General features: G+C 67.5%; 15 protein-coding genes. 7 read left to right on the top strand and 8 right to left on the bottom strand.

Annotated elements, in window-relative coordinates:
- The first annotated feature begins 72 nt into the window (after nucleotides 1–72).
- Both gyrB and gatB read left to right on the top strand, forming a co-directional pair.
- On the top strand, nucleotides 73–2,478 hold the full coding sequence (gene gyrB / locus EDC29_RS01410; RefSeq protein WP_123139100.1) for a DNA topoisomerase (ATP-hydrolyzing) subunit B: 2,406 nt from the start codon (nucleotides 73–75) through the stop codon (nucleotides 2,476–2,478).
- Nucleotides 2,479–2,595: 117 nt separating this feature from the next.
- On the top strand, nucleotides 2,596–4,038 hold the full coding sequence (gene gatB / locus EDC29_RS01405) for an Asp-tRNA(Asn)/Glu-tRNA(Gln) amidotransferase subunit GatB (protein ID WP_123139101.1): 1,443 nt from the start codon (nucleotides 2,596–2,598) through the stop codon (nucleotides 4,036–4,038).
- A gap of 58 nt (nucleotides 4,039–4,096) precedes the next feature.
- On the opposite strand, the gene EDC29_RS01400 is transcribed toward gatB, so the two are convergent.
- Nucleotides 4,097–4,948: a DUF6544 family protein gene (locus tag EDC29_RS01400; RefSeq protein ID WP_132228265.1), complete on the bottom strand. Its 852-nt coding sequence runs from the start codon at nucleotides 4,946–4,948 to the stop codon at nucleotides 4,097–4,099.
- 237 nt (nucleotides 4,949–5,185) lie between these two features.
- Complete coding sequence (locus EDC29_RS01395; protein ID WP_242465897.1) at nucleotides 5,186–6,931, bottom strand: chloride channel protein; 1,746 nt, start codon at nucleotides 6,929–6,931, stop codon at nucleotides 5,186–5,188.
- Between the two features lie 472 nt (nucleotides 6,932–7,403).
- Between EDC29_RS01395 and EDC29_RS01390 the strand changes: the two genes are divergently transcribed.
- From EDC29_RS01390 to mutM, 5 genes are read left to right on the top strand one after another with little or no spacing between them, the layout of a single operon-like run.
- A complete protein-coding gene (locus EDC29_RS01390; protein WP_132228261.1) occupies nucleotides 7,404–8,309 on the top strand; it encodes an ABC transporter ATP-binding protein in 906 nt (301 codons plus the stop codon).
- The gene (locus tag EDC29_RS01385; RefSeq protein ID WP_123139104.1) at nucleotides 8,306–9,043 is read left to right on the top strand and encodes an ABC transporter permease; all 738 of its coding nucleotides are present in this window, start codon (nucleotides 8,306–8,308) and stop codon (nucleotides 9,041–9,043) included. The genes EDC29_RS01390 and EDC29_RS01385 overlap by 4 nt, the downstream gene beginning before the upstream one ends.
- Nucleotides 9,043–10,407, top strand: coding sequence for a GldG family protein (locus EDC29_RS01380; RefSeq protein ID WP_132228259.1), 1,365 nt, complete (start codon nucleotides 9,043–9,045; stop codon nucleotides 10,405–10,407). The genes EDC29_RS01385 and EDC29_RS01380 overlap by 1 nt, the downstream gene beginning before the upstream one ends.
- Nucleotides 10,404–11,396: a hypothetical protein gene (locus tag EDC29_RS01375; protein ID WP_132228257.1), complete on the top strand. Its 993-nt coding sequence runs from the start codon at nucleotides 10,404–10,406 to the stop codon at nucleotides 11,394–11,396. Before EDC29_RS01380 ends, EDC29_RS01375 begins: the two co-directional genes overlap by 4 nt.
- A gap of 51 nt (nucleotides 11,397–11,447) precedes the next feature.
- Entirely contained in the window at nucleotides 11,448–12,275 is an 828-nt protein-coding gene (mutM, locus tag EDC29_RS01370) for a bifunctional DNA-formamidopyrimidine glycosylase/DNA-(apurinic or apyrimidinic site) lyase (RefSeq protein WP_132228255.1), read from the top strand.
- Here mutM and EDC29_RS01365 read toward each other — a convergent pair.
- The 6 genes from EDC29_RS01365 to EDC29_RS01340 all read right to left on the bottom strand — a co-directional run bounded on the left by EDC29_RS01365 (nucleotide 12,266) and on the right by EDC29_RS01340 (nucleotide 17,636).
- Nucleotides 12,266–13,009 carry an MBL fold metallo-hydrolase gene (locus EDC29_RS01365; RefSeq protein ID WP_123142181.1) on the bottom strand — a complete coding sequence of 248 codons (744 nt, stop codon included), beginning with the start codon at nucleotides 13,007–13,009 and terminating at the stop codon, nucleotides 12,266–12,268. The two genes, mutM and EDC29_RS01365, sit on opposite strands and share 10 nt — an antisense overlap.
- Before the next feature lie 92 nt (nucleotides 13,010–13,101).
- Entirely contained in the window at nucleotides 13,102–14,016 is a 915-nt protein-coding gene (locus EDC29_RS01360; RefSeq protein WP_132228253.1) for an HDOD domain-containing protein, read from the bottom strand.
- A gap of 318 nt (nucleotides 14,017–14,334) precedes the next feature.
- Nucleotides 14,335–15,204, bottom strand: a complete 870-nt coding sequence (locus EDC29_RS01355) for a Tim44 domain-containing protein (RefSeq protein ID WP_062274876.1) — start codon at nucleotides 15,202–15,204, stop codon at nucleotides 14,335–14,337.
- Between the two features lie 358 nt (nucleotides 15,205–15,562).
- Nucleotides 15,563–15,814 carry a YfhL family 4Fe-4S dicluster ferredoxin gene (locus EDC29_RS01350; RefSeq protein WP_062274879.1) on the bottom strand — a complete coding sequence of 84 codons (252 nt, stop codon included), beginning with the start codon at nucleotides 15,812–15,814 and terminating at the stop codon, nucleotides 15,563–15,565.
- 53 nt (nucleotides 15,815–15,867) lie between these two features.
- Entirely contained in the window at nucleotides 15,868–16,344 is a 477-nt protein-coding gene (gene coaD, locus EDC29_RS01345; RefSeq protein WP_062274882.1) for a pantetheine-phosphate adenylyltransferase, read from the bottom strand.
- A gap of 332 nt (nucleotides 16,345–16,676) precedes the next feature.
- Entirely contained in the window at nucleotides 16,677–17,636 is a 960-nt protein-coding gene (locus tag EDC29_RS01340) for a UDP-glucuronic acid decarboxylase family protein (RefSeq protein WP_123142180.1), read from the bottom strand.
- Nucleotides 17,637–17,640: the final 4 nt, after the last annotated feature.

Below are 17,640 nucleotides of genomic sequence, written 5' to 3'. Positions count from 1 at the left end.
CCCTCGATCCTTTGCCCTTTGCCCCCCGGGCATCGAACGACAGGATCTCACTCATCGCCCGAAGCAGATCACATGACGTACGATTCCTCCAACATCAAGGTACTCCGCGGATTGGACGCTGTCCGCAAGCGTCCGGGTATGTACATCGGCGACACCGACGACGGCACCGGTCTTCACCACATGGTGTTCGAGGTGGTCGACAACTCCATCGACGAGGCACTCGCCGGTCATTGCTCGAGCATCAGCGTAACCCTGCATGCCGACGGCTCGGTCTCGGTATTCGATGACGGACGCGGCATCCCCGTCGACATCCACGAGGAAGAGCAGCGCTCGGCCGCCGAGGTCATCCTCACCGTGCTCCACGCCGGCGGCAAGTTCGACGACAACTCCTACAAGGTTTCCGGCGGCCTGCACGGGGTCGGCGTCTCGGTGGTCAACGCGCTCTCCGAGTGGCTCAAGCTGCGTATCCAGCGCGGCGGGCACATCTATGAGCAGGAGTACCGCATGGGCGAGCCCGTGTATCCGCTCAAGCGCGTCGGCGACACCGAGCAGACCGGCACCGAAATCCGCTTTCAGCCCTCGCCCGAGATCTTCACCAGCCTCGATTTCCACTACGACATCATGGCTCGTCGGCTGCGCGAACTCTCCTTCCTCAACTCGGGAGTGCGCATCACCCTCAGCGAGGAGGCGACGGGGCGCAGCGACCACTTCGAGTACCAGGGTGGCATCCGCGCCTTCGTCGAGCACCTCAACAGCAACAAGGAGCCGATCCACCCGACGGTGATGCACTTCAGCGCCGAGCGCCAGGACATCTCCGTCGAACTGGCGATCCAGTGGAACAGTGGGTATCAGGAGACCATCTTCTGCTACACCAACACCATCCCGCAGCGCGACGGCGGCACCCACCTCGCGGGGCTGCGCGCCGCGCTCACCCGCACCCTCAACAGCTATATCGAGCAAGAGGCGCTGGACCGCAGCCAGAAGGTGCGCGCCATCGGCGACGACGCTCGCGAGGGTCTCACCGCGGTGCTTTCGGTCAAGGTACCGGACCCCAAGTTCTCCTCGCAGACCAAGGACAAGCTGGTCTCCTCGGAGGTCAAGTCGGTGGTCGAGTCGCTGGTTGCCGAGCAGCTCAGCATCTTCCTCGAGGAGACCCCGAACGAGGCCAAGTCGATCGCCAACAAGATGCTCGAGGCGGCGCGCGCACGTGACGCCGCGCGCAAGGCGCGCGAGATGACCCGACGCAAGGGCGTGCTCGACATCGCCGGGCTTCCCGGCAAGCTCGCCGACTGTCAGGAGAAGGACCCGGCACTCTCCGAGCTCTATCTGGTCGAGGGCGACTCGGCCGGCGGCTCGGCCAAGCAGGGGCGCGATCGCAGCTTCCAGGCGATCCTCCCGCTCAAGGGCAAGATCCTCAATGTCGAGAAGGCGCGCTTCGACAAGATGCTCTCCTCGGCCGAGGTCGGCACCCTGATCACCGCGCTCGGCTGCGGCATCGGACGCGAGGAGTACAACCCCGACAACCTGCGCTATCACCGCATCATCATCATGACCGACGCCGACGTCGACGGCGCCCACATCCGCACCCTGTTGCTCACCTTCTTCTACCGGCAGATGCCCGAGCTGGTCGAGCGCGGCCACATCTATATCGCCCAGCCGCCACTGTTCAAGATCAAGAAGGGCAAGCAGGAGGAGTATCTGCTCGACGAGCCGGCGCTCAACAATGCCATGCTGCAGACCGCGCTCGACGGCGCCGAGCTGCACGTCTCGCCCGACGCCATGGCACTGGCGAACACCGCGCTGGAGGCCCTGGCGCGTGACTATCAGGTCTTCGTCGGCATCGTCAAACGGCTCGCCGCACGCTATGACGCGGCCTTCCTCGAGGAGCTCACCCGGCTGCCCGCGCTCGAGACCGCGACCTTCACAGACCCCGAGGCCTTCGCGCAGTGGCACCAGCGTCTCGAGTCCGGGCTCAACCGTGAGCAGTCGCCCTCGCTGCACTACCGCGTCAACCATGTCGCCGCCACCGAGGAGCGCGCCGCGGGGCTGGAGGTGGTGAGACTGATCCACGGCATTCCCGACACCCGCTTCGTGCCGCTGGAGTTCTTCCAAACCGCCGACTACAAGCGCCTGGTCGACTACGGCGCCAAGGTCGACGGCCTGCTCGAGCCGGGCGCCTACATGGCCCGTGGCGAGCGCCGCCGCGAGATCAGCTCGCTCGGCGAAGGCGTTCGCTGGCTGCTCGCCGAGGCCCAGCGCGGCTACAGCATCCAGCGCTACAAGGGACTCGGGGAGATGAACCCGGAGCAGCTGTGGGAGACCACCATGAACCCGGAGGGTCGGCGTCTGCTCCAGGTCTCGATCGAGGATGCGGTCGCCGCCGATCGCATCTTCACCACCCTGATGGGCGATCAGGTCGAGCCGCGCCGTCAGTTCATCGAGCACAATGCGCTCAACGTCGAGAACCTCGACGTCTAGAACCCGGTTGCCGAAGGCGTCGCCCTGAAGCGGCGTCCTCGGCGCCGGGATCGCTCAACACCCAGGCACCCAGGGTGCCTGGTGACGCATCGACAAGAGAATCAGGCAGGCCCAACCATGCAATGGGAAACCGTCATCGGTCTCGAGATCCACACCCAGCTCGCGACCCAATCCAAGATCTTTTCCGCGGCACCGACGGCCTTCGGCGCCGAACCCAACACCCAGGCATGCGCCATCGATCTCGGACTGCCCGGGGTGCTGCCCGTGCTCAACGCCGAGGTCGTGCGCCTGGCGGTCCGTTTCGGCACCGCGATCGGCGCCGAGATCGCCCCGCGTTCGGTGTTCGCGCGCAAGAACTACTTCTACCCGGACCTGCCCAAAGGCTATCAGATCAGCCAGTACGAGCTGCCGATCGTCGGGCGCGGCCAGGTCGAGATCGTGCTCGATGACGGCAGCGTGAAGACCATCGGCGTGACCCGCGCGCACCTCGAGGAGGACGCCGGCAAATCGCTCCACGACGACAGCCTGCTCGGTGGCGGCTACACCGGTGTCGACCTCAACCGCGCCGGCACCCCGCTGCTGGAGATCGTCTCCGAGCCCGACATGCGCTCGCCGGAGGAGGCGGTCGCCTACGCGCGCAAGATTCACCAGCTGGTGCGTTACATCGGCATCAGCGACGGCAACATGCAGGAGGGCTCGTTCCGCGTCGACGCCAACGTCTCGGTACGCCCGCTCGGCAGCGACACCTTCGGCACCCGCACCGAGATCAAGAACGTCAACTCCTTCCGCTTCCTCGAACGCGCCATCGCCTTCGAGGTCGAGCGCCAGATCGACCTGCTCGAGGATGGCGGCAGCGTGATCCAGGAGACCCGGCTCTACGACGCGGCCAACGACGAGACCCGCTCAATGCGCACCAAGGAGGAGGCCAACGACTACCGTTACTTCCCCGACCCCGACCTGTTGCCGGTCGAGATCGACGCCACCTTCATCGAGCGCGTCGCTGCCGATCTGCCCGAACTCCCGGACGCCAAGCGTGCCCGTTTCCGTGACGACTTCGGGCTCTCCGAGTACGACGCCAACCTGCTCGCGGGCAGCCGCGCGCTGGCCGACTACTTCGAGGCCGCGGCACGCGCCAGCGGCGAGCCCAAGCTCGCCGCCAACTGGGTCAGCGGCGAGCTGATGGCCGCGCTCAACAAGGCGGGACTGGAGATCGAGGCATCACCGGTGAGCGCCGAGGGACTCGCCGGGCTGATCGCCCGGATCAAGGACGGCACCATCTCGGGCAAGATCGCCAAGCAGGTGTTCGAGGCGATGTGGCAGGGCGAGGGCGATGCCGATCAGGTGATCGAACAGAAGGGGCTCAAGCAGATCACCGACACGGGGGCGATCGAGTCGATGATCGACGGGATCATCGCCGCCAACCCCGCACAGGTCGAGCAGTACCGGGCCGGCAAGGACAAGGTGTTCGGCTTCTTCGTCGGTCAGGTGATGAAGGCCAGCGCCGGCAAGGCCAACCCCCAGCAGGTCAACGCCATCCTCAAGGACAAGCTGAAACCTTGACCTGACCGGTCGCGGCATCACGCCTGCCACCCTGTGGCGGGCGTGATGTCGGCGAACCTCAGGGCGTGAACTTGTAGCGCGCCTCGCTCACCCGCCCCTGGGCATAGACCTGACGCCCCTGGGGCAACACCCAGGCCATCTCGTACTGCGCCGGGATCAGCATCCCGCCATGCTCGCGATACTCCCAGAAACGCATCTCCCAGGGGGTCTCGATCCGGGTGCCACCGACCCGTCGCTCACGCGCCGGCGCTCGCACCGAGCGCACCATCCCGCCATCATCGAAGGTGAACACCACCTCGACGCCGACGCCGTCGTCCTCCAGGGTCGCACGGGCATGCCGGTCGTCGATTGCCTCCCAGGTCACCCCCTGACTCGGCAGCAACCGGGTCGGATACCACACCGCCTCGGCAAAAAAACGGGTAAGTTCGCTCCTCGCGCCGGCCTCATCCTCGCGCGAGCGTACCAACGGGATCAGGCCGAACAGCTTGTAGCGGGCCACTCCGACCCCGGCGAGCAGGCCCTGATGGGCGAACAGCCCGAGCCCGGGCAGCCAGCGCAGCCGCGCATCCCACAACCAACCGGGACGGGCGACGAAGACCCGCTGACGGGCACGGAAGGGGACCCAGCGGGTGCGGGCGCGCCCGAGATCGATCTTGCCCTCCTGGGCGATCTCGGCGGCGGCCACCAGCGGCTGTCGCGCACTCAACACGGCATGGAAATAGGCCTGCACCGGCTCCGGCAGCCCCTGCAGCTCATCGCGCTCGAAGGTGCGCGGCGTCACCGCACGCCTGGCCGCCTCGAGCCGCTCGACCAGCGCCACGGTCACGCTCTGCCAACGCGTGACCCCGAGCAGAATGATCACCGCCGGCACCATGATCAGCGCGAACAGCACGAAAAATAGCGTATTCAACAACATGTCCGTTCCTGGTTGCAGATAAGAGGAACGTCACACGCCAGTGCCCGCAGGCTTCCCCGGGACCAAGATCCGGCGCGCGACTCACGAACCGACCCTCCAGGTCGCGATACATGATCGCGCACCTCAGCTACCAGTCGCCAGCTGCCAGTCGCCAGCCAGGGGCGCCATGCCGTCCCCACTGGAAGCTGGCGACTGGCCGCTGGTAGCTAATGGCCAGCGGCTGATGGCCGCTCAATATCGATACGCCGACTCGATACGCCCGCGGGTGAGGACGCCGTAGACGTGGTCGATCCCCGGGGCCAGGGGACGCTGGACATAGAGCGCCTCGACCCCGCGGGCATTGAGCTGTTCGATCGCCTCCTGGAGGGTCGCTTGGAGATGGATGGGGGCCAGCTCGAAACGCTCGGCGGGGATCTCCAGCAGATCGATCTCGACCGTCTCCGGGGTACGCGCAAGCTCGCTGGCAACCGCCAGTCCGGGCATCAACACGCTGGGAGCACCGTCCTGGTCGACGATGATCCAATCCGGCGCATCGGCGACCAGACGTTCGGCCTTGGCGCGATCGAGCAGCCGTTGCTGGCGCACGAAGCCGGTGTTCATCACGCTCGCCACGCCGCTCCTGCGCAATATCGCGATCACCGGGTTGGCGCGATAATCGAGCCCCTTGGCGCGCAGCAGGGTCAGGAACATCGAGTCCTTGCCGAACAGCTGGCGACAGGTCAGCGCCGCGATCACGATCGCCAGCATCCCCGGCATCATCACCCCGGGGTTGTGGCTGAGTTCGACGATGGCGGTGAGCGCGGCCAACGGCGCCTGCAGGCTCGCCCCCATCATCGCCCCCATGCCGAGCAGGGTGTAGAAGGTGACATGGGCGGGATCGAGCGGGACGAAGAACCCACTGATCACCGCGGTGAGATTGCCGACGATCGCCCCCATGAACAGCGCCGGACCGATGTTGCCCCCGGGGATCCCGAGCCCGACGCTGAGCGCGGTGGCGGCGAGCTTGGCGACGAGCAGCACCACCAGAAAGCCCCAGGCGGCCTGACCGGTGAGCAGCGTCTGCTGGGTGTCATAACCGAGCCCCATCACCTCAGGGACCAGGACACCGATGAGCCCGGCGGCAAGGCCCGCAACCAGGTAGCGACGCAACCCACCGAGACGCCCGGCAAGCCGCGCCGCGCCCTGCAACGACTGGATATAGGCCGCCGCGACCGCGCCGGCAAGCACCCCCAGCAACAGCACCGGCAGCAGATCGGCGAGCGAGCCGAGCACGAAGGGCGGGAGCAGTAACACCGGGGCGCTGCCGAAGACGGCCACGGCGACGGCATTGGCGCTCACCGCCGCCAGGGTGACCGGGATGAAACCGCCGATGCTGTAGGGCAGCGCCAGCACCTCCAGGGCGAAGATCACCCCGGCCAGCGGGGTGTTGAAGGAGGCGGCGATCCCGGCAGCGGTCCCGCAGGCGGCCATGGTGCGAATGCTGTTGTTGGGCAGGGAGAAGAGTTGGCCGAGCAGACTGCCGCTTGCCGCGCCGAGATGGACGTGTGGCCCCTCGCGCCCCACCGAGTGGCCGCTGACGATGGCGATGGCCGCACCGACGAACTGCAGCACGAAGCCGCGCAGGGTCAGGTAGCCCTGGTGATACTCCATGCGCTCCATCACCCGGGCCACGCCGAGCACCTGGATACCCTGGGCGAAACGCAGGAAGATCACCCCGATGACCAGCGCCCCGGCGAGCGGCAGCAGCAGCCGCACCCAGATGGCGAGCGCCTCGTAGTTCTCGCCGTGCTCGGGCAGCCAGGCCGCCTGGGCACCCTCGACCGCGAGCCGGAAGCCGACGATCACCGCACCGGCCAAGAGCCCGGTCAACAACCCGATGGCGGCGTGCCACACCAGCGCCTCCGGGCGCGACAGACGCAGCCGGAGCCACTCCAGCGAGGGATGGAACCAAGTCGGCAACGGGCTAGGACGACGCATGCGCCGCATTCTTGCCGCCACCGCCGGGCATGGCAAGGTATCAATCGCCAGCGACCAGCGACCAGCCGCCAGCCGCCAGCCGCCAGCCGCCAGCCGCCAGCCGCCAGCCGCCAGCCGCCAGCCGCCAGCCGCCAGCCGCCAGGAAGTTTGAACCGCAAAGCCGCAAAGGGTGCGAAGGGATTCAAGCTGCCAGCGATCAGCGGTCAGCCGCCAGTGGAGGGACGCCCTCGACGATAGCGCGCTCCATTCACTGTCGGCCACCGGTTGGCGTGCATTTCCAACCAACACTCGAAGACAGACAGCCACTGGCAGCTGGAGGCTGATCGCTGGAAGCTCTTTCCTTCTTCGCGCCCTTTGCGGCTTTGCGGTTCAATCCCCTGGTCGCTGGTCGCTGGTCGCTGACGGCTGATCGCTGGAAGTGTTTGGCAATCCCCCGAGGAGCGGGTATCTTGCCGCTGTCATGGAGACCCTCGTGCGTGCAACCGCCCTGAGCCGCCGCTTCGGACGCCATCAGGCGCTCTCCGAGGTGGAGCTGACGCTCGATACCGGTCAGGTGCTCGGTCTGCTCGGCCCCAATGGGGCCGGCAAGAGCACCTGCCTGCGGCTGCTCGCCGGCGTGCTCGCACCAAGCAGCGGCCGGATCGAGATCCTCGGCACCGATCTCGCCCGTCAGCCACGCCTGGCCAAGCGCCGGATCGGCTACCTCCCCGAACGCCCGCCGCTCCACCCCGAGCTGCGGGTGGACGAATATCTACGCTTCTGCGCACGACTGCGTGGCATCCCGCGCGAGCGCATCAACGCGAGCCTGGACGCGGCCAAGCATCGCTGCGGACTCGACCGGGCAGGTCGCCAGCTCGTCGGCACCCTGTCCAAGGGGTATCAGCAGCGCCTGGGGATCGCCCAGGCGATCATCCACCGCCCCCGGGTCCTTATCCTCGACGAGCCGACCGAGGGACTCGACCCTTACCAGATCCGCGCGCTGCGCGCCCTGATCCGCGATCTCGCGCACGAGTGCGGCATCATCCTCTCGAGCCACATCCTCCCCGAGGTCCAAGCGGTGTGCGACCGGGTGATGATCCTGCACCAGGGCCGGGTTCGCTATGACGGCTATCCCGCCGCCGACCACAATCCGCATCTGTGGCGGATCCGGCTCGGCGACCCGGAGCAGGGTGAGCGGTTGCAGGCGCTCGACTCGCTCGATCAGGTGAGTCCACTCGACGAGGCCCGCTACCGGGTCGTGCTCAAGGATGGCGCGAGCGCCGCCGACCTGGCCCGCGAGCTGGTCGCCGCCGGGGTCGATCTGCACGAACTCCATCCCGAGCGCAGCGATCTCGAACGCGTCTTCTTCGACCTCACCGGCGCGGAGGAGTCGACATGATCCGTACCCTGTTCACCCGTGAGCTGCTCGGCGGCGCCGTCACCCCCTTGCCCTGGGTACTGCTCGGCGGCGCCCAGATCGTGCTCGCCTGGATCTTCCTCCAGGTGCTCGAGGAGGTCGCCGGACTCGACGCGGCGACCCGCCAGCACAGTCTCACCCTGGAGCTGACCCTAAACCTGTTCGGCTTCACCGCGGTGATCCTGATGTTCGCCGCGCCGCTGATGGGTGCGCGGATGCTCAGCGCAGAGCTGCGCGACGGGCGCTTCGCGCTGCTCGCCAGCGCGCCGATCGGCAGTGGCGAGATCGTGCTCGGCAAGTATCTCGGGCTGTGGGCACTGCTCAGCCCGCTGTGTCTGCTGCCGGCACTCAACCTGCTGCTCCTCGTCGGTGCCGCGCCGCTCGACGCGGGACAGATCGCCGCCGCCACCCTGGGGCTGTGGCTCGTCGCCGGGCTGTTCGCGGCGGTGGCCATCCACGCCTCGACGCTGAGCACCCAGCCGACGAGCGCGACCCTGGCCGCCTTCGCCGTGCTGCTGCTGCTCTCGGTCATCGGTCGCGCCGAGCAGTTCGTCGACGGCTCACTGTCACTGTTCGGTTGGCTGACCTGGAACGAGCACCTCTTCTGGTTCCTGCTCGGTGCCGTCCGACTCAGCGATCTCGCCTATTTCGCCCTGTTCAGCGCGGTCTTCCTCGCGCTCGCCCAGCGCCGCCTCGACAACCGACGGCTCGCCTGATGTCGCCACTGCATCGTATCCACGCCCTGCTCAAACGACTCGATCGCCCGCTCGCCGATGGCGTCTTCCTCGCGCTGCTGCTCGCCGTGGCGATCGCCGCCGGCTGGCTGAGCGCACGTCACGATCGCTACTGGGACTGGACCTCGAGTGGCGACAACAGCCTCTCGGTCGAGACTCTGCAGCTGCTCGCCGAACTCGATCAGCCGCCGCGCATCACCGTATTCGCCGACCCCGACGGACTGCTCGGCAAGTCGATCAGACGTTTTCTCACCCGCTATCAACAGGCGCTCCCCGGCATGCGGGTCGAGTTCGTCGACCCGCGCCGCTTCCCCGAGCGCGCGCGTAACGCCCAGGTCCGGGTCGATGGCCAGTTGCTGGTCGAGTATCGCGGCCGACGCGAGACCCTGGAGCGGCTCGACGAGCATGATCTCAGCGCCGCCATCGCCCGACTGCTGGAGGATCGGCGGCCCTGGGTCGCGGTGATCGAGGGGCACGGCGAGCGCGACATCGATGGCGAGGCCGCCACCGATCTCGGTCGGCTCGGGCGCGAACTCGAGGCCCAGGGCTTTCTCGCCCGTCCACTGGACCTGGCGCTGGTCAGCGACGTGCCGGTCAACACCCACCTGGTGGTCCTCAGCCAGCCCGAGATCGCGCTCTTCCCCGGCGAGGTCGAGCGACTGATCGACTATCTCGATCGTGGCGGCAACCTGCTGTGGCTGCTCGACCCCGGCCCGCTCAACGGCCTCGAGCCACTGCTCGAACGGCTCGGACTGCACCCGCTGCCCGGGGTGGTGCTCGACCCCGAGAGCCTGGAGCAGGGCGCCGACACCCCGACCCTCGCACAGGGAACCGCCACCCCCCACCCGCTGACCGCCCAGCTGTCGCAGTCGGTGCTGCTCCCCGGGGCACGCGTCTTCGCCCCCGAGAGCGCCGCGGGCTGGACACTCGCACAGCCACTGCTCAGCGGCCCGCGCAGCTGGAACGAGGTCGGACGCATCGAGCCCGGGAGCTACCGCGACGAGGTCGTCGGCGAGTTGGCCGGTCCTCAGGCGCTCCTGCTCGCGTTGACCCGCGCGAGCACCGAGGGCGACCGCCACCAGCGCATTGCGGTGGTCGGTGACGGTGACTTCATGAGCAACGCCTGGATCAACCGCGAGGGCAACCGGGCGCTCGCCTTCGCCTTGATCGACTGGCTCAGTGGCGCGCGCATGCACCCGTTGCCATCACCGGCGCCCGGACATCCGCCACTCGAACTCGACGACGAGCGTCGCCTGCTGCTCGGCCTGGGCAGCCTGGGGGTGATCCCCGGACTGCTGCTCGCCATCTGGCTGCTGATCCAGTGGCGACGCGGGAGGGTACGATGAATCGACGCTGGCGGATCAATCTGGTCCTGGCGATACTCCTGCTCGGACTCGCACTGGCGATCCGTGATGAGCTGCACCAGCACCATGCGCGCCCGCTGCTGGCGACGATCGAACCGACACAGATCCAGCGCATCGGTCTCGAGCGCGATGGCGAGCCGCCGCTCGAGTTCATGCGCGCCGGCGCGGGCTGGGAGCTGCGCGCGCCCTTCCGCGCACCGGCTGACGTCGAGCGCATCGAACGCCTGCTCGGGGTGCTCGCGACACCGGTGCAACAGAGCTTCCCGGTCAGTGGGCTCGAACTCGCTCCCCTGGGGCTGTCGCCCCCTCGGGTGCAGCTGCGGGTCGATGCCCGAGCGTTCGCCTTCGGCGCCACCGATCCGCTCCAGCAGCATCGCTATGTCGCCGCCGGTGACCTGGTACACCTGATCGACGATCGCGCCTACCACCTGCTGATCGCGCCGCTGCGCGACTATGTCTCGACGCGCCCGCTGCCGGCCGACTTCGTCCCGGTGCAGGGCACGCTCGAGGGTATCGGGCTGACCCCGGAGTCGCTCGCCGCGCTGCCCGCACTCAGCGCCGAGCGGGTCGAGCACGACCCCGAGCCACCACACGGCACCGCCCTCAGTCTGCGCGCCGAGGACGGTCGGATGCTGCGCTTCCGTCTCTCCGAGGATCAGCGCAGCTGGCGACGACTCGATCAGCCGTTGCGCTATCTGCTGGCCACGGCGCCCAGGCTCGCGACCGATCCGGCGCTGGCGACCTTGCCCGAACCGATGGCGCCACCAGAACCCATCGGCGCCGATCCCTTCGCCCCGGAGAGCGGCGCGATGGACGAGCCGGTGCTGCCGAGCGATGCCCTGCTCGGACCGCCACCGGAGGTCCGCCTCGGCCCCGAACGCCCCAGCCCCGAGGCCGGCTTCGGCGCCGAGCCCTACAAGCGTCCGCCCCAGGGCTTCGGCCAGGACCCCTTCGCCCCGGACCCGCCCTGACGATGACGACTGTCACGGCCGATCGTCCCCGTTCGAGAGTATGCCCCGAAGATGCCTGAACTCCCCGAGGTCGAGACCACCCTGCGCGGCATCCGCCCCCATCTCGAGGGACGGCGGATCGAGCGCCTGCTGGTACGCGAGCCGCGGCTGCGCCAGCCCGTCGCCGCCGACACCGCCGAGCGGATCGCCGGTACCCATATCGTCGGACTCGAGCGACGCAGTAAGTATCTGTTACTCGGACTCGAGCAGGGCAGCCTGCTGATCCATCTGGGGATGTCCGGCAGTCTGCGCATCCTCGACCCGGCAACGCCGCCGCGTCGTCACGACCACATTGATCTTGTCTGCGCCGGCGGCCCCTGCCTGCGAATGCACGACCCCCGACGCTTCGGGCTCTTTCTGTGGACCCCGCAGACGCCGCTCGAGGCCCGCGCCACACACCCGCTGCTGCGTCATCTCGGCCCGGAGCCGCTCACCCCCGAGTTCGACGGCGATCATCTCCACCGCATCGGCCGCACCCGGCGCATCGCGGTCAAGTCGCTGATCATGGACGCCAGCGTGGTGGTCGGGGTGGGGAACATCTATGCCAACGAGTCGCTGTTCCTTGCCGGGATCCACCCGACGCGCCCAAGCAACCGGATCTCGCTGGCCCGCTATCGACGGCTCGCCGAGACCATCCGCGCGGTGCTGGAGGCAGCAATCGACCAGGGTGGCACCACCCTGCGCGACTTTCTCCGCGATGACGGCCAGCCCGGCTACTTCGCCCAGTCGCTCAGAGTTTACGGGCGCGGCGGCCAGCCCTGTCGCGACTGCGCCACCCCGCTGCGCGAGCTGCGCATCGCCCAGCGCTCGACCGTCTACTGTCCGCGCTGTCAGCGCTGAGCAGTCGCGCCCAGGGCGGCGAAATCGACCCTGGCACCGATCCCGCCGCCGAGCGCATGACCACCATAGAGGCGCTGACAGGCGGCCACCCCGGCGGCGCCGGTGCAGTGGGTCGGCAGCACCCATTCGACCCCGAGGTCGCGCAGCGCGGTCACCGTCGCCGCGATCTCCACCGACTCGGCACGCATCAGGTGCAGCCCGCCGATCACCCAGCGCACCGGGGCATCGGCGAGCGCGCGGGCACGTGCCACCAGCGTCTCGATCCCGGGGTGGGCGCAGCCACTGACCAGGGCGATCCCGGCGCCGGTGTCGATCACCAACGCCTGCTCGTCGGGCGGCCCTTCGAGCCGGCCGGTGGAAGAGACGCCGGGAGCGAGTTCACGCGGCTCGGCCCCGACCACGATCAGCTCGCCACAGAGCCCGTCGATGTCCTCGACCAGATGCGCCGAGAAGCCGTCGTGGAGCACGCAGGACACACCCGGATTGGCGTCCAGCACCGCATCCAGACCGCCGATGTGATCCCAGTGCTGGTGCGAGAGGAAGACCTGATCGAGGGTCGCCGGATCGACCCCCTGGGCGCGCATCCCGCGCAACAGCGCCGGGCCGTTGCTGCCGGTGTCGAACAGCAACCGCTGACCGTTCACCCGCACCAGTGCGGCAAACCCCCAGAGCGTACGCGGACCGCCGGCGGGATCATGGTTGTCGAACAGGATGGTCAGGTCGGAAGGCTTCACCGGCGTCTCTCCTCGTGCTGCGAAGGACACGAGTCTCGACGCCGAGGACATCGGCGGGCGATGAAAAAGCGCAAGACGGGGCGACTAATCCCTCATCCGTCGCCTGTACCCTGGCTCCAGCTCCCCCGCATCGCCTCCTCGGAGAGCGCGTTCAGGGTCTCATCGTTGAACTCGAGCTCCTGACGGGCGTCGTCGAGATAACCGAGCATCTCGGGGGCATCCTGGTTGCCCTGCGGCAGGGCCCGCAGATAGTAGGCGAGCTTGGCGATCGCAATCAGCGTGCGCACCCGCGCATCGGCGAGCTTGACCGCCTGGGGATCGTGATGGTGATAGATCGCCAGGGTGGTGTAACCGGGGAGCTGCCAGGTCCCGGCGAGCAGGAAACCGACCGTGGTGTGATCGACCCCGAGCGCCTTGCGCTCGTGCTCGATCAGGGCATTCGGCGAGGCGGCGTGGAGGATCCAAACGGTGGCATAGTCCTTGAGCTGCTCGGCGAAGATGAGACTGCCGACATCGTGCATCAGGCCGAACAGATAGGCCTCCTCGGGATCGATGCAGCCGATCTGTCTGGCGATCGCGACCGCGGCATGGGCCTGTTCCATGATCGACTCCCAGACCACCCGCGCCGCGCCCCCCTGGCTGTGGCGCAGCGCGCGCTCGATGGCATCGGCCGAGGCCAGCGCGGCGACCCGCCGGACCCCCATCATGGTTACCGCCTGATGGACGCTGGAGATCTTGGCCCGCGCGCCGAACAGGGGCGAGTTGACCGTCTTGAGCACCTGACCGGAGAGCGCCAGATCCTGAGCGATCAGATCGGCGGCGACCTTGAGATCCGGCTCCGGGCGATTCAGCTCCTTGCGCAGCGCCAGGATCACATCGGGGATCTGCGGCACCACCGCCTTGCGCACCGCCTTGAAGGCGAGTTCGAGCGCCTCCTTGGAGGGATAGATCCCGTCGGGCGCGCTTGATCCGGTGGAGCTGGAGGGGGGAGGTGTCGGGCTGGACATGATCTGGACTCTCCGTAGACACGCGCGGACTCAGGGCGCGCTCAACACTCGATGAGACGGGACCTGATGCGCCCACAACCGTCTCGGCACCATGGAACATGAACTGGGCACGGAGTGAACGAACACCAGCGATATCCGCCAGCTGATCGACCAGGGCAGCAACGGGCGACGCCCACTGGGCCGGAGTGGAGCGGAGATCGGCGAGGTTCGGCCAATCACCGTCGAGCGGATTATGCGGCATCTCGCCCCGCTCGTCCCTCACTCGGTCGCACCAGCCGCTGCAGCAGGGCGCCGACGCGCCCCGCTGCAACCTCGGGATCAGCCCTCGACCTGCTGGATCCCGGCGATGTACCAGTCACCCGCAGGGCTGGCCCAGGCGTGCTGGATGTGCCAGACCTCACGGAAGGGCTCGGCCGGTGCCTGAGCCTGCTCACGGATCAGCCCGGAGAAGAGGATGCTCACGACCACCTGATCGCCATCGCGCTGCACCCCGACCAGCTCGGTCTTGAGCTGCACCACCTCGGTGCTCTGGGGACCGCTGAGCTTGGCGCGCTCGCGCTCGAGTTCGGCGAACAGCTCGGGCGTGGTGTACTCGGCGATGTCGTTCATGTCAGCCTGGTCCCAGGCCGACTGCAGACGCACGTAATGCGCCTTGGCGTCCTCGAGGAAGCCGGCGGCATTGAACCAGGACGGCTGCTGCTGGGTCCCGCCAGCGCGACGCATGCCGGCCGCACCCGGGTGAGCCTGACGCTGCTGGCCCGGCATCACCCGACCATGGGCGCCGGCGGCCGCGGGCACGGGCCCCGCCGCCTGCCGCCGCCGCAGCGCCCGGAACAGCATCACCGCGCCGAACACCAGCAGCGCGATCAGCAGGAAGTCCATGAACTGGAAACCCTCGAAGCCGTCGCCGAAGAACAGCGAGGCGAGCAGACCACCGGCGGCCAGACCGGCGAGCGGACCGAGCCAGCGACTCGCGCCGCTCTTCGGCTGCTGGGCGTTGGCCGCGGTCGAGCTGCGTGGCTGCGCCGCCTGCTGCTGACGCTGCGCCGGGCGCGAGGAGAGGCTGCTCGACTGCTTGCCGAGGCTGGATCCACCCCCGAATCGCTTGGCCTCGACGTCCGTGGACACGGACATGAAGCCGACCACGACCAGCGCCAGCGCGGTCGTGAACAGGGTCTTGACGGTCATTAGCGAGGATCTCCTTCAGGTTGTCGAAATCGATGCAAATCAAGGCGCGACAAACGAGGCGCCGCCGCCGGCCTCGAGACCGGACGTGCCGTCTTCCGGGGCCGGTGGAAGATCGCGGATCGGCAGGGAGGAGGGGCGCGCGACGGCATCAGTGACCGATGCACGACCCCAGGCAACCGCCATGCATCCCATGCGGTGTCTTCGGCGAGCGGAGCACGTCACGGGCGGGACGAAGGGGTTCGATCGTCGCCCGCGCACGCGCCGACATGACGCGACACCGCCGGGACGAGGCCGACAGCCACAGCAGCGGACGTCCGGAAAAGACCGGCCTGTCGCGCACTGCCGTGGCGGACCGCGGTCAGTTACCGCCGGCGATGCGCTCGAACTTGGCCCGCAGCGCGTCCTCGGACTCCTCGTGATTGGGGTCCTTGATGATGCAGTCAACCGGGCAGACCTCGACGCACTGCGCGGTTTCGTAATGACCGACGCACTCGGTGCAGAGGTTGGGATCGATCTCGTAGGTCTCGTCACCCTGCGAGATCGCGCCGTTCGGGCACTCGGGCTCGCAGACGTCACAGTTGATGCATTCGTCGGTGATCAACAGCGCCATGGAAGAACTCCTTGAGCTATAGCTTCAGTGGATGGAGAAAAAGCGCGCGGATCTTATCCAAAGCGCGCCTTCAGTGCAGCCTCGACCGTCGGGACGACGAAGGCCGACACGTCGCCCTTGAGGCGGGCGATCTCCCGCACCAGGGACGACGAGATGTAGGCATATTTCTCGGCTGGCGTGAGAAACAGGGTCTCGATGTCCGGCGCCATGCGCCGGTTCATGCCCGCGAGCTGGAACTCGTACTCGAAGTCGGACACCGCGCGTAACCCACGCATGATCACATCGACCCCGAGCTCGCGCGTGAAATCCACTAACAACCCTTGGAAATCAACGGTTTCGACCTTGGGGATATCGGACACGGCCTCGCGCACCAGGGCAACCCGCTCCTCGGTGGTGAACAGGGTCTGCTTGCCGGTGTCGGCGGCAACGGCGACCACGACCCGATCGAACAGACGCGCCGCGCGCAGGATCAGGTCGACATGACCGTTGGTGATGGGATCGAAGGTCCCGGGATAGACCACGCTGCGCAAATCTTCAAGCCTCTGGAATGGACACCCCGAGTTCGGTGTTCTCCGGGGGCTGGATCGAATCCTCCGGCGCCCGCGAACCCAGCGGCCGAGCAACCGGCATGAACGGCGGCCATCCCCGGGAGATTCGGGGGCGCAACCCGCTCGGGTCGTCTACCGCCGGCGCGAACCATAGCACAGCACTGGGCGAAACGCTGACCGACATCCCCGTTCGACGACGACCGAGCACCCGCGCAGCGCCTGCCGCCGGTCTCAGATTAGCGCCTCGAGCGCCGGGGCAGAAACAAATAAACCATTGAACAAAAAAGCCTTCATCAACCGGCCCGAAGATCGGCTCAGGCCAGGCCACGACGCAGCAGCGCCTCGAAATACTCCACCGTTCGCCGCAACCCGTCGACGAGCTGGACCCGAGGCTCCCAAGCGAGCAGCTCGCGCGCCAGACGGATGTCCGGGCGGCGCTGGCGCGGGTCGTCGACGGGCAGCGGTCGCTCGATCAAGGGCGCATTCGAGCCGGTCAGCTCACGCACGCATTCGGCCAGTTCACGCATGCTGAACTCGACCGGATTGCCGAGATTGATCGGCCCGGTGACCGCCTCCGGACTCTCCATCAGTCTCACGATCCCCTCGATCATGTCATCGACATAACAGAAGGCGCGCGACTGACTGCCATCGCCATAGAGGGTGATGGGCTCATTGCGCAATGCCTGAATGATGAAGTTGGAGACCACCCGTCCGTCGTCAGGGTGCATCCGCGGGCCATAGGTATTGAAGATCCGCGCCACCTTGACCCGCAGTCCGTGCTGACGGTGATAATCGAAGAACAGGGTCTCGGCGCATCGCTTGCCCTCGTCATAGCAGGCGCGCGGACCGATTGGGTTGACCCGTCCCCAATAGCCCTCGTCCTGGGGGTGCACCTCGGGATCACCATAGACCTCACTGGTCGAGGCCTGAAAGATCCGCGCCCCGGTCCGCTTGGCAAGACCCAGCATGTTGATTGCGCCATGGACGCTGGTCTTGGTGGTCTGTACCGGGTCTGATTGATAATGGATCGGCGAGGCCGGACAGGCGAGGTTATAGATCTCATCGACCTCGACATAGAGCGGAAAGGTGACATCATGACGCATCAACTCGAAGTGCGGATGACCAAGCAGATGGCGGATGTTGTCCTTGGTCGCGGTATAGAAATTATCGACACAGAGGACATCGCAACCCTGCTCGAGCAGACGCTCACAGAGATGACTCCCCAGAAAACCGGCGCCGCCGGTGACCAGCACGCGTTTGTTGAGTGTCTTCATTCTG

Origin of the sequence: Marichromatium gracile (assembly GCF_004343155.1) — a bacterium.
GTDB classification, from domain to species: domain Bacteria; phylum Pseudomonadota; class Gammaproteobacteria; order Chromatiales; family Chromatiaceae; genus Marichromatium; species Marichromatium gracile.
Note: the sequence above shows the minus strand (reverse complement) of the source record. Positions and strands in the feature narration are given on the sequence as shown.

Coding starts and splice junctions, on each gene's coding strand:
- EDC29_RS01340 (WP_123142180.1), bottom strand. CDS start 17,636: ATGAAGACACTCAACAAACGCGTGCTGGTCACCGGCGGCGCCGGTTTT.
- EDC29_RS01350 (WP_062274879.1), bottom strand. CDS start 15,814: ATGGCGCTGTTGATCACCGACGAATGCATCAACTGTGACGTCTGCGAG.
- gyrB (WP_123139100.1), top strand. CDS start 73: ATGACGTACGATTCCTCCAACATCAAGGTACTCCGCGGATTGGACGCT.
- mutM (WP_132228255.1), top strand. CDS start 11,448: ATGCCTGAACTCCCCGAGGTCGAGACCACCCTGCGCGGCATCCGCCCC.
- EDC29_RS01380 (WP_132228259.1), top strand. CDS start 9,043: ATGTCGCCACTGCATCGTATCCACGCCCTGCTCAAACGACTCGATCGC.
- EDC29_RS01360 (WP_132228253.1), bottom strand. CDS start 14,016: ATGTCCAGCCCGACACCTCCCCCCTCCAGCTCCACCGGATCAAGCGCG.
- EDC29_RS01355 (WP_062274876.1), bottom strand. CDS start 15,204: ATGACCGTCAAGACCCTGTTCACGACCGCGCTGGCGCTGGTCGTGGTC.
- EDC29_RS01395 (WP_242465897.1), bottom strand. CDS start 6,931: ATGCGTCGTCCTAGCCCGTTGCCGACTTGGTTCCATCCCTCGCTGGAG.
- EDC29_RS01385 (WP_123139104.1), top strand. CDS start 8,306: ATGATCCGTACCCTGTTCACCCGTGAGCTGCTCGGCGGCGCCGTCACC.
- gatB (WP_123139101.1), top strand. CDS start 2,596: ATGCAATGGGAAACCGTCATCGGTCTCGAGATCCACACCCAGCTCGCG.
- EDC29_RS01375 (WP_132228257.1), top strand. CDS start 10,404: ATGAATCGACGCTGGCGGATCAATCTGGTCCTGGCGATACTCCTGCTC.